The organism is Flavobacterium rivuli WB 3.3-2 = DSM 21788, assembly GCF_000378485.1.
Lineage (GTDB): Bacteria > Bacteroidota > Bacteroidia > Flavobacteriales > Flavobacteriaceae > Flavobacterium > Flavobacterium rivuli.
Genome location: NZ_KB899968.1, coordinates 223,573 through 235,484, shown reverse-complemented (window position 1 = coordinate 235,484; position 11,912 = coordinate 223,573). Strand labels below are relative to the sequence as shown.

Here is an 11,912-nt window from a genome sequence, read left to right as displayed (position 1 = left end):
ACACACAACATCTTAAGTAACGTTACGTTGTTGTATTAAACCAATAGCATGTCAAACCTTACAAAATTTTTAACTCTTGCCGCAGTAACTTTAACCGTAGCCTGCGGAAAAACCGAAGAGAAAGCCCCGAATACAGTCTTACTTAATAATGAGCCGGAAACAAAAGTTTATAAAGAAGAACTGGCTTCGCTACTTGAAAAAGCAGACCCCTCTAAACTGGAATATTATTTCGACCATTACGTTCAGAAAGACGGTATCGATTATCTTTATGTAAATATAACAGGAGCAGTTGATGCTATAGCCGTTGTTACCGTTCGCGAATGGGATGAGAAACTAAAAGAGCTCCGCGAATTTAAAGGAAAAGGCTATGGTGGCTCTGAATTTAAAAACCTGAAGCTTGAGGTAGAACGAAATTCGGCAAATACATCATTTGTGTATAAAGGCATGGATGGAATAGCAGATTAGGTTTACTGAGGATTGTTATCTTTAATTCCACAAACCGTTATACCACGCATCAGCGCCTAAATAATAAACAATGAAAAAATTGTTATGCTTCCTTACGGTCATAATGTGTTCTTGTACCGTAAGAAAACCTCATGAGAATACCTCTGTTGCCGAAAACTATGCAAAAGAATCCAGGTTATATTCTATATACCCGCAGTTATCACCGCCCTATCCGCAGGACACACTTAACATGTATGTTATAGCTCATAACGGAACGAAAGCGTACACCAAAGATTTAAAAGAGCGGGGCCGATGCTTTCCTTTTATGCAGGAATTGCGGGTAATTACTGTAAGCGACAGTTTAGTATCGGTAATAAACAACACTGATAATAATTCTTATGTTAAACGAAAAACGTTAGGGTACGAATTAAATATCGTACTTACTAAAACAGAGCTGAACAAACCTTATAGTCATATTGATAACACTACAGACAGCTTGCTTACTACATCAGACTGTGGGAAAACAGGAGGTATTGACGAGCCTTTCAATCCTGATGATTATCCCGATATGGAGGTAGATACTATTACAAAGCTGGAATTTTTAAAACTGGAAAAGTCTGCTGTAAGCGATTTTAAAATTAATAACGCTGTAAAAAAAGTTAACGGTACAATTACTATAGCGGGTGTAGAATTTAAAGACAATAAGGGCGAAGGCGATTTACCTAATACTTACGATTATCTGGGTGAATACAAGGCAATGCAGGCTTATGTAATACTGCTTACCTGCGAAGCTTGTGAGCAATATTATTATATGGTTATAAGCAAAAAAACAGGACAGGAATTATACACTTCCGTAGATTTTCCTTATTTTTCAAAAGACGGGAAAACGGTAATAAGCGTTGGGCAGCTGTTTAGCGACCAGCCAACTATTGTAAATTACAGTAGATGGAGCGATAATAGCTGGCAACTCTATGCCGATAAAGAATTCAGTACCTGGTCGCCTGTAGGTAATGGCTTTTGGGGTAAAGACAACTATTTTTACACAGCAGCCATACCATCTGCAACAAGAGAGCACTATAATAACAGCAGTGAACTGCGAAATAGGAATGGTTTTAATTTCAGGTACCTTAAAATAAAAATAAAAGGTAAAACACGTAAATTCAGAGACGAATAGTAACCTTTCCTTCCAAACAAAACAGGGTGTGCCTTCAGTAAATCAAACCAGTAAATTCAGCAAATGTGGTTTATCATTAAGGTAATCTACATAAAAGCCCAAGGTTTTCATGTTGGCTAAAAGCACATCATAATCGGCTGCGTCCCGTAGCTCGATCCCTACAACGGCAGTACCTTTTTCTTTACTGTTCTTCTTGGTATATTCAAAGTGGGATATATCATCTGTAGGGCCTAACACGTTCATTACAAACTCACGCAATGCACCCGGCCTTTGCGGAAATTTCACCAGGAAGTAATGCTTAAGACCTGCATACAATAGTGCGCCTTCCTTAATCTCTTCCATGCGGGTAATATCGTTATTACTACCGCTGATGATGCACACCACATTTTTACCCTTTATCTTATCGGCATATTGTGCCAGTGCCCCTACCGATAGTGCCCCTGCAGGCTCTATAACAATAGCATCTTTATTGTATAACGAAAGGATTACCTGGCATATCCTGCCTTCATCTACCAGCAGCATATCGCTCAACGTATGCCTGCAGATATCAAAGGTATAACTGCCCACTTTTTGCACCGCGGCGCCATCTACAAATTTATTGATTCGGTCTAAATGCACCGGTTCGCCTTTTTCGAGTGCCTGTTTCATACTGGGAGCGCCTGTAGGCTCTACCCCTATAATTTTAGTATGGGGAGACAATATTTTGAAGACACTACTTAATCCTGCAGCGAGGCCACCACCTCCTACAGGTACAAAAATGTAATCTATAGGCTGCTGCATCTGTTCCAGTATCTCAAGGCCTATAGTTGCCTGTCCCTCTATAATATACGGGTCGTCAAACGGGTGAATGAACACGGCTCCCTGCTCCTCACAGTACAGTAATGCGGCTTCTTTAGCTTCATCAAACGTATCGCCCGCCAAAACTACGCGGGCATATTCGCCGCCAAACATAGCTACCTGGTCCAGTTTTTGTCCTGGCGTTGGCGTAGGCATAAATATGGTTCCGTTTACCTGCATTTTATTACAGGCAAGCGCCACACCCTGAGCATGATTCCCCGCGCTGGCGCAAACTACACCGCGCGCACGTTCGGTTTCGCTAAGGGTAGCCATCTTGTTGTATGCCCCGCGAATTTTATAGGACCGCACCTGCTGCAGGTCTTCCCGCTTAAAGAGTATATTGGCTCCATACAGTTCCGATGCTGTGCGGTTAGGCGAAAGCTGCGTTTTATGTACCACGTGTTTAAGCCTTTCGGCAGCACGTTTTACATCTTCAATAGTAGGGAAATAAGTAATAGGTTGGGTATTCATTTATATTTTATTTAATCCTGACATCCATACAGATTATCAGAATATAATTTACCACAAAGGGCACAAGGCTTTTTCACAAAGTACGCAATGATAGCAATTCCGTTTTCGGAATTGAAGAACACAAGGCTTTGCGCTTCTGCCTCGTGTTCTTTGTAGCCTGAAACAGGCCTGTAAACGTACAGCTTAGTGTCCCTCGTGAAAAACTTAGTGATCTTTGTGGTAAATTTATTTATATAAGACATCCTATCGGGATAGCCGTTGCAATGACCAATGGGGATGTATTAGGTTTCTTAGTTATTTTCCGGCCTAAGGCTACGAACTGTTTTGCCCGCCTGCCACATTTCACTATCGCGAAGTTCAGCCAGTTCAGCCTCAAGGCCTACGCGGTAATCTTCTTTACTGTTGCTTTCTATAGAATATCCTGCCTCTTTACCTGTGGCAACGCTATCATACAATTCTTCAAACAATGGTGCGGTAGCATCGCGGAAACGCTTCCACCAGTCAAGTGCACCACGTTGTGCCGTAGTACTACAATTGGCATACATCCAGTCCATACCATTTTCAGATACCAATGGCATTAGCGACTGTGTAAGCTCCTCCACCGTTTCGTTAAATGCCTCACTCGGGCTATGTCCCCTTTTGCGAAGTACATCATACTGTGCAGCAAAAATTCCCTGTATAGCTCCCATCAACGTTCCACGCTCTCCGGTAAGGTCGCTGTATACTTCTTTCTGAAAATCAGTTTCGAACAAATATCCGCTGCCTATGGCGATACCTAACGATACAACCCTGTCAAACGCTTTGCCTGTAGCATCCTGAAAAATAGCATAGCTGCTGTTCAGTCCTCGGTTTTGCAGGAACATACGGCGCAATGAAGTACCCGATCCTTTTGGCGCAACTAAAAATACGTCTACATTTTCCGGCGGTACAATGCCTGTCTGCCCGTTGAATGTTACACCAAACCCATGAGAGAAATATAATGCTTTACCGGCAGTAAGGTTTTCTTTAACCAATGGCCAATACTCAATTTGTGCGGCATCGCTAAGCAGGTAACATATAATAGAGCCTTTTTGCAGGGCTTCTTCAATTTCAAAAAGTGTTTCGCCCGGTACAAAGCCATCGGCAACGGCCTTATCCCACGATTTAGAGTTTTTACGCTGGCCCACAATTACAGTAATGCCATTATCTTTAAGGTTAAGCGCCTGGCCCGGGCCCTGCACACCGTAACCTATTACGGCTACAACCTCATCTTTAAGTGTTTCCTGTGCTTTTTGTAACGGATATTCGTCGCGGGTTACCACGTTTTCTTCTACTCCTCCAAAATTTAATTTTGCCATCTTTGTTTGTTTAATTTTTTATTGATTTGTTTATCCTGTAAGAAATTTAATCTAACAGACTTTTAATTTTCTTTACTAACATACCCCCTAAGCCCTCTCAAGAGGGGAGCACTCAAACCCTTAACTACTCTTGCTTAACAGCAGGGTAAAGCTGGTTCCCCTCTTGAGAGGGGGTTAGGGGTATGTACTTTTAATTGAACGCTTTAAAAATGTTTTACATTGTAAAAACACCATCCCTTTTATCAAGGAACTCATTCTCTGCCGCGGGTTCGCTTGGCTCTGCAGCTTCAAATTCAAGGACAGCATTATGCATGCCTTCGCTTGCCTTAATAATGGCAATACGTGCACTGCGCACAAACTCTATAAGCCCCCAAGGTTGCAGTGCTTCGGCCAGGGCATCAATCTCCTCCTTGTGCCCTGTGGTTTCAAATACCGTATAATCGTTTCTTATAACAACCGTATTGGCACCATACTGTCGTAGCAGCCTTTCTACCTTAACCTGCTCGGCAATAACCTTGGTAGGTACTTTATACATAGCCATTTCCTGCCACACGATTTCCTCATCGGTATTAAAAAATACCTTTAACACCTCAACCTGTTTTTCTATCTGTCGCGCTACTTTTTGCACTACCTCTTCGGTTTCGTTAATAACCAGTGTAAAACGGCTTATGCCCTCTACCTCGCTTGGCCCTACATTAACGCTTTCCAGATTAATTTTACGCCTCGAAAAAATAATCGCAATGCGGGTTAACAAGCCCACATGGTTCTCTGTATAGACGCTTATGGTGAATTCCTTTTTCATACTACTATTATTATCAAGGTTTTCGGTCACCTTATTTTGTATCAAAATTTATCTTTTGTTCAAATTTCTATCCATTACTAATAAAAATCAACAATCTGAAATCTTAAATCTTTCCTGGGCGTGCCCTTCCCTTACTTCGGCCAATGCCCGGGTCGGGCTATCTGCTTTATCCCTTCACTGCGCTCCGGGGATATCGCTTCTATCCCTCACGCGGAGCTTCACTCAAACCCGGTTCTTAACCCGCAAGGTCTTTGAGACCTTGTAGGTTTTATGTTTTCAAATTATACCTACAAGGTTTTTAAAACCTTGCAGGAGATACTCGAAACATTATTAGCTGCAACACACCCCTAACCCTCTCAAGAGGGGAACACTCAAACCCTTTACCACTCTGCACAACAGCCAAGTGAAGCTGGTTCCCCTCTTGAGAGGGGTTAGGGGTGTGTTCCTTACGTCTTCTCCGGTTTTCAACAACCCCGCCCTACGGGTGCCCCTCTGAAGGAGGGGAGTCCAACGGCTGCTATTTTAAGTCATTGAAATTTGCCACTTTGTAACGTTGCTACTCTGCATCTCAACAACTCTAAACTATCTCCTCCCTGCTCAGCACAATATCACTTACGCTTTTACCCTGCGGAACCATAGGGAATACATTATTTTCTTTGCCCACCATAACTTCCAGCAGGTAACTGCCATCATGGTCGAGCATGGTCTTCATTGCATGGCGCAAATCTTCACGTTGCGAAACACTGTTACCCGGTATGCCGTAGCCTTTAGCCACCTGCACAAAATCGGGGCTTTCTATATTAACGAACGAATACCTTTTTTCGTGAAACAGTTGCTGCCACTGGCGCACCATTCCTAAAAAGCAATTGTTCAGTATCATGATCTTCACATTTGGCTTAAACTGCATTATGGTTCCAAGTTCCTGAATGGTCATTTGGATGCCGCCATCGCCAATTATAGCTACAGTAGTGCGGCTTGGGTCGCCATAAGCTGAACCAATAGCCGCCGGAAGTGCAAACCCCATAGTACCAAGGCCACCGCTGGTTACATTACTGCGTGAATGCACATACTCTGCATAGCGGCAGGCAACCATTTGGTGCTGACCTACATCGGTTACAACAATGGCATTGCCGCCCGTAAGTTCGTTAAGGTTACGAATAACCTCACCCATTGTAAGCACCTCATCTGTAGGGTGCAGTTCATCTTTAATGACCTTTTCCTGTTCCTGTTTGGCACAATCGGTAAACTTGCGGTGCCATGCGCCATGTAATTTCTTCTCTACAAGGGCAGTAAGCAACGGAAGCGTTTCTTTGCAGTCGCCCCACACCGGCACATCGGCTTTTACATTTTTATCTATTTCGGCAGGGTCTATATCCAGGTGAATGATCTTTGCCTGTGTGGCATACATATCAAGTCGGCCGGTAACGCGGTCGTCAAAACGCATACCTATAGCAATAAGCACATCGCACTCGTTTGTCAGTTTATTTGGCCCATAGTTACCGTGCATGCCCACCATACCCACACCCAGCGGGTGGTCTGTAGGGATGGCGCTCATACCCAGTATTGTCCATGCTGTGGGTATACCCGATTTTTCTATGAATGCTTTAAACTCCTCTTCGGCTTTACCTAACAATACACCCTGCCCAAACACGATAAAAGGGCGTTCGGCAGCATTAATAAGTCTGGCAGCCTCTTCAATATATTCAGGACGCACCACAGGCTTAGGCCTGTAACTGCGTATGAAATTGCATTTTTTATAGCCTGTAAACTGCATTTTTTGCAGTTGGGCATTCTTGGTAATATCTATAAGCACCGGACCCGGACGCCCCGAAGCCGCAATGTAAAAAGCTTTGGCAATTATAGCGGGGATCTCTTCGGCATCGGTAACCTGATAGTTCCATTTTGTAACCGGCATGGTAATATTAATCACATCAGTTTCCTGAAAAGCATCGGTGCCTAAAAGGTGCGCAAATACCTGTCCGGTAATGCAAACCAGCGGTGTACTGTCTATCATGGCATCGGCAAGGCCGGTAACAAGGTTGGTGGCACCGGGCCCGCTTGTGGCAAACACAATGCCTGTCCTGCCCGATACCCGTGCAAAGCCCTGTGCCGCATGTATGGCACCCTGTTCATGGCGTACCAGTATATGTTCCAGCTTTTCGTTATAATCGTAAAGTGCATCATAAATGGGCATAATGGCACCGCCGGGATAGCCAAAAATAGTGCTTACCCCCTCCTGTATAAATGCCTCAAGCAATACCTGCCCGCCCGTAAGGGTTACCGCGTCCTGTTGTGCAGGCTCGGCCGGTGCAGCTTTTTCCATAGTCTTTTCCATACGTGCATTGTGTTTAGTTACCCCTCATCGGTCACACAGCCTTCTGCTGCCGACGATACCGTGCGGGCATATTTATACAATAATCCTTTAGTTACTTTAAGTTTTGGCTGTTGCCATGCCTGTCTTCTTTTTTCAAGCTCCTCGTTTGATACCTGCAGTACAAGCGTGTTGTTTACCGCATCTATCTCTATAATATCATTGTCGTTTACAAGCCCTATCGTTCCGCCTTCAAAAGCTTCGGGGGTAATGTGCCCTACGACAAAACCGTGGGTACCGCCGCTAAAACGCCCATCTGTAATAAGGGCAACGCTTTTACCAAGCCCGGCACCTATAAGCGCACTGGTAGGTTTCAGCATTTCTGGCATGCCCGGCGCACCCTTAGGGCCTTCGTTACGGATAACGATCACGTCGCCGTGCTGCACTTTCCCGTCGGATATACCGGCAATAAGGTTTTTCTCGCCATCAAAAACACGGGCTGGGCCGGTAAATTTCTCTCCTTCTTTACCTGTAATTTTTGCTACGCTGCCGCCCGGTGCCAAATTGCCATACAGTATGCGCAGGTGGCCTGTAGCTTTTATAGGATCTGATATTGGTCGGATTATTTTTTGGGTATCGAAGTCAAGGTCGGCGGCACTTTCAAGGTTTTCGGCAACCGTTTTTCCGGTTACGGTAAGGCAGTCGCCGTGCAGCAAGCCCATCTTAAGCAGATACTTCATAACGGCAGGGATACCACCGTTGTTGTGTAAATCCTGCATTAAGTATTTACCGCTCGGTTTAAAATCGGCCAATACGGGCGTAACATCGCTCATACGCTGAAAATCGTCCTGCGTTACTACAACGTCTACACTTTTAGCCATGGCTATAAAATGCAGTACAGCATTAGTGCTGCCACCAAGTACAACCACTATGCGCATGGCATTCTCGAATGCTTTGCGCGTCATGATGTCGCTTGGTTTTATATCTCTTTCTAAAAGTAGTTTTATATGTTCGCCGGCATCTATACATTCCTGTTGCTTTTCCGGACTTAATGCCGGATTGCTTGAAGAATAGGGCAAACTCATACCCAGAGCCTCTATTGCAGCAGCCATAGTATTGGCAGTGTACATACCGCCACAGGCACCGGCACTTGGGCATGCATTACGAATTACGCCCTGAAAATCTTCCTCATTCATGTTCCCGGCTATCTTTTGGCCCAAAGCCTCAAATGCCGAAACAATATTAAGTTCTTCACCCTTATAGCATCCCGGTGCAATAGTACCACCATATACCATGATAGACGGGCGGTTTAGCCTGCCCATTGCCATAATGCTGCCCGGCATATTTTTATCACAGCCCGGCAACGTTATTAGCGCATCATAATACTGTGCTCCGCATATAGCCTCTATACTATCGGCAATTACATCGCGGCTCACTAACGAGTAGCGCATACCGTCGGTACCGTTGCTCATACCATCGCTTACGCCTATGGTATTGAATACAAGTCCTGCCAATCCGCTTTGCCATGTGCCTTTTTTTACCACGGCAGCCAGCTCGTTAAGGTGCATGTTGCAGGTGTTGCCGTCATAACCCATACTGGCTATGCCCACCTGGGCCTTTTTCATATCGTCGTCGTCAAACCCTATTCCGTAAAGCATGGCGCGGGCTGCGGGTTGTGTATCGTCCTGGGTAAAAACCCTTGAATATTTATTTAATTCCATTATTTTTTGTTTGACCTCACCCCCAGCCCTCTCCGAAGGAGAGGGGATAGCTACACTCTTGAAAATGAGCCTCGGGTATTAATTTGTTTGTGTTTTGTCCTCTCCCCCAGCCCCTCTCCAAAGGAGAGGGGAACAGGTACACTCATACTAATGAGCCTGAGGTTTACCTATTAAAGTTAGGAAGTAGTTTTTTTTGCTAATTGCATATTGTCTATTGCAAATTGCTTAGTACCCCAACTGCAGCTTAAACTCTTCTAAATTTTTACCTACTACCAAATTTCTGTATGCCTTTTGTACTGTTGCACTAAGGCTGTCTTCCCAGTTCTTGGTAAACGGTACATCATCAAGAGAATCTAACGCCAGTACTTCGGCAGCGGTACCACAAAAGAAGGCAGCATCGGCACCACGCATTTCTTCGGGTTTAAAAAGTTTCTCCTCTGTTGGAATGTCCAGTTCGGCACATATTTCGAGGACGGTGGCGCGGGTAATTCCGGGTAGTATACTGCCTTTTGCGGGAGTGTACAACTTACCGTCTTTTTCGTAAAAAACATTGGCTCCGCTACTCTCGGCTACATAACCGTTACCGTCTAACACCAATGCCTCGTCATAACCGGCATCTTTTGCCTCCTGGCACGCCAGTATAGAGTTTACATAGTGCCCGCTTACTTTAGCCTCCACCTTAAAAGCTTTAGGGTTAGGACGCTCGAACGTAGAGGTCATGATGCGCATTTTGTTTGCCATATAGCCGTTGCTCCACTCCCACGCCTCTATGGCCAGGTAACTTTCTTTACCCTTAGACAACGACATATTAGGCGAGCACATTACTATAGGACGCAAATAAGCATCAGACAATCCGTTAAGTTCCAATACCTCATAAGATAGTGCGGTAAGCTCATCTGTAGTGTAATTAAATGGAATATGCATTAACTCTGCCGAACGGCGCAGGCGGTCGTAATGTTCTCTTGCTTTAAAAATTTTAGTACCACCACCCGTGTTATACGATTTAATACCTTCAAAAACGGCATAGCCATAATGAAGGGATTGACCGTAAAGATTTACAGAAGCCTCGGATGCCTTAACAAAGTCTCCGTTAAAGTAAATGATGGTATTATTGTTATAGTACATAGTAATTTAGTAAATAGATTTTATAAAAAAGCCCTGCTCGTTTTGAGAAGGGCCGACGATAATATAATGTGCAGGCAACCTTCTCACGTATGCAAGTGAATAATGACAATAATGTGAAACTGTTTAAATGTTCTCATAATTTCAAAAAAATAGCCGTTCCTTTATTATGAGGGAACGGCTTTTATACTCTTATATATAACGACAGTATCCCTCAGGCTTTATTGAGAATGACAATAATGCTGATGATGGCGACTGCTATGTTAATGTTGTTTTTCATTGTTAAAGCGAATTTAAAACATTCCATCAACAAAACAATGATTTTATTGAACTTTTTTTACTAATAACGATTTATTAACACTATTAATGATAAAATATTTTTAATTAAATTGAATTATCAATAATTAAAAACTTATTTGAATGACAATTTTAAATTTAAATCTGATTTAATGCTGTTCTATTTCGGATTATGAAAAAATGCGGCAATAAATAAGGTTCTTACTACAAACATAAGCCCCAAATAAAAACTCCCACAACTGCACAAAGCAATAGTGGGAGTTATTATAAGTAAGTCTCTGATTGTCTAACAATCCAATAATCTATAAATCTGGATTAATATCCCGAAAGCGGAATCTCCATAGTATATTTTTTACCGTCGGCAACGGTAAGCTTGCGGTCACGAAGCCACGGGTTGTGTATTTTTAATACCTTGTAATTAATGCCCTGCTCTTTGGCAAACACGGCAAGGTCTGGTATGCTGGCAGTAACATCTACTGTTTTTACAGGAATTACAGGGTACAGCTCTGTAGGCAATACCGTAAAGTTGTAAGACACCGGATGTTGCATAATTTCTTTAAGTGCCAGTATCCTGAACACGTAACGGGCTGTCTCATCGGTAAGTAAAAGGTCGTAATAATTAGTCACACCCTGAAACGTGATCTGTTTATTTACCCCACCAAAACCTCCGTTGTAAGATGCTGCGGCAAGTGTCCATGAGCCAAATTTAGCATACGCCGACTGCAAATATTTACACGCCGCCTCTGTAGATTTTGCAAGGTGGTAACGCTCATCTACAATATCGTTAATTTCGAGGCCGCGTTCTTTACCGGTATCGGGCATAAATTGCCATACGCCCCTTGCCCCTGCCGGAGATACCACATTTACAAGTCCGCTTTCTATTACGGCCAGGTATTTAAAATCGTCTGGTATGCCATACTTTTTAAGGATGGGCTCTATAACCGGGAACGCCCTGTTAGCACGTTTTATAATAAGTACCGTAGTAGCATCAAGATTGGCGTTCACAAGCAGTTCCCTGTCCAGGCGCTCATGAACGTCAGATATATTAAGCGGAGCTTTCTCTCCTGCAAAATCTATTTTGGCAGGAAAATAGCGTTCCTTCTTTACTTCTTTAACCTCTGCTTTTTTGTCGGCTATGTTATGCCCTATCGCGCCGCTAATTAATATCATCGAGGCTATTACGCCGGTTTTCTTAACCCATTCCATCCTTTATCGTTTATCTGTTTAATATTTTAATTTTTTTTTCCACCACATAGGTACATAGCAGATCAGCAATTATAAGGTAACAAAGTTCACCTTATATGAAGCTCCGCTTCTAAAAACTATGTGCAAAATTTATTTCTATGCCATCTTTATAACAATCTCCTCCTATGTAGCTATGTGGTAAAGCTCAATT

Annotated in this window: 9 protein-coding genes; 2 read left to right on the top strand and 7 right to left on the bottom strand. The window is 43.4% G+C overall.

Annotated features, from left to right (window positions below):
- The first annotated feature begins 48 nt into the window (after positions 1-48).
- Together F565_RS0107805 and F565_RS0107800 are read left to right on the top strand one after the other, a co-directional pair.
- Positions 49-465 carry a hypothetical protein gene (locus F565_RS0107805; protein ID WP_020212654.1) on the top strand — a complete coding sequence of 139 codons (417 nt, stop codon included), beginning with the start codon at positions 49-51 and terminating at the stop codon, positions 463-465.
- A 70-nt stretch (positions 466-535) separates the two neighbouring features.
- Entirely contained in the window at positions 536-1,618 is a 1,083-nt protein-coding gene (locus F565_RS0107800; protein WP_154652562.1) for a hypothetical protein, read from the top strand.
- Positions 1,619-1,660: 42 nt separating this feature from the next.
- On the opposite strand, the gene ilvA is transcribed toward F565_RS0107800, so the two are convergent.
- From ilvA to F565_RS0107760, 7 genes are all read right to left on the bottom strand, one after another.
- On the bottom strand, positions 1,661-2,926 hold the full coding sequence (ilvA, locus tag F565_RS0107795) for a threonine ammonia-lyase IlvA (RefSeq protein WP_020212652.1): 1,266 nt from the start codon (positions 2,924-2,926) through the stop codon (positions 1,661-1,663).
- Between the two features lie 290 nt (positions 2,927-3,216).
- Entirely contained in the window at positions 3,217-4,263 is a 1,047-nt protein-coding gene (ilvC, locus tag F565_RS0107785) for a ketol-acid reductoisomerase (RefSeq protein WP_020212650.1), read from the bottom strand.
- A 214-nt stretch (positions 4,264-4,477) separates the two neighbouring features.
- A complete protein-coding gene (ilvN, locus tag F565_RS0107780) occupies positions 4,478-5,065 on the bottom strand; it encodes an acetolactate synthase small subunit (RefSeq protein ID WP_035642085.1) in 588 nt (195 codons plus the stop codon).
- Between the two features lie 577 nt (positions 5,066-5,642).
- Positions 5,643-7,400, bottom strand: a complete 1,758-nt coding sequence (gene ilvB, locus F565_RS0107775) for a biosynthetic-type acetolactate synthase large subunit (RefSeq protein ID WP_020212648.1) — start codon at positions 7,398-7,400, stop codon at positions 5,643-5,645.
- A gap of 17 nt (positions 7,401-7,417) precedes the next feature.
- The gene (gene ilvD / locus F565_RS0107770) at positions 7,418-9,097 is read right to left on the bottom strand and encodes a dihydroxy-acid dehydratase (protein WP_020212647.1); all 1,680 of its coding nucleotides are present in this window, start codon (positions 9,095-9,097) and stop codon (positions 7,418-7,420) included.
- A gap of 225 nt (positions 9,098-9,322) precedes the next feature.
- A complete protein-coding gene (gene ilvE, locus F565_RS0107765; RefSeq protein WP_020212646.1) occupies positions 9,323-10,222 on the bottom strand; it encodes a branched-chain-amino-acid transaminase in 900 nt (299 codons plus the stop codon).
- A gap of 609 nt (positions 10,223-10,831) precedes the next feature.
- Complete coding sequence (locus F565_RS0107760; RefSeq protein WP_020212645.1) at positions 10,832-11,722, bottom strand: lytic transglycosylase domain-containing protein; 891 nt, start codon at positions 11,720-11,722, stop codon at positions 10,832-10,834.
- Between the last annotated feature and the right edge of the window lie 190 nt (positions 11,723-11,912).

What these genes read in the sequence shown, in the direction of transcription:
- ilvA (WP_020212652.1), bottom strand. Translation starts at nt 2,926, where the DNA reads ATGAATACCCAACCTATTACTTATTTCCCTACTATTGAAGATGTAAAA.
- F565_RS0107760 (WP_020212645.1), bottom strand. Translation starts at nt 11,722, where the DNA reads ATGGAATGGGTTAAGAAAACCGGCGTAATAGCCTCGATGATATTAATT.
- ilvC (WP_020212650.1), bottom strand. Translation starts at nt 4,263, where the DNA reads ATGGCAAAATTAAATTTTGGAGGAGTAGAAGAAAACGTGGTAACCCGC.
- ilvD (WP_020212647.1), bottom strand. Translation starts at nt 9,097, where the DNA reads ATGGAATTAAATAAATATTCAAGGGTTTTTACCCAGGACGATACACAA.
- ilvE (WP_020212646.1), bottom strand. Translation starts at nt 10,222, where the DNA reads ATGTACTATAACAATAATACCATCATTTACTTTAACGGAGACTTTGTT.
- F565_RS0107805 (WP_020212654.1), top strand. Translation starts at nt 49, where the DNA reads ATGTCAAACCTTACAAAATTTTTAACTCTTGCCGCAGTAACTTTAACC.
- F565_RS0107800 (WP_154652562.1), top strand. Translation starts at nt 536, where the DNA reads ATGAAAAAATTGTTATGCTTCCTTACGGTCATAATGTGTTCTTGTACC.
- ilvB (WP_020212648.1), bottom strand. Translation starts at nt 7,400, where the DNA reads ATGGAAAAGACTATGGAAAAAGCTGCACCGGCCGAGCCTGCACAACAG.
- ilvN (WP_035642085.1), bottom strand. Translation starts at nt 5,065, where the DNA reads ATGAAAAAGGAATTCACCATAAGCGTCTATACAGAGAACCATGTGGGC.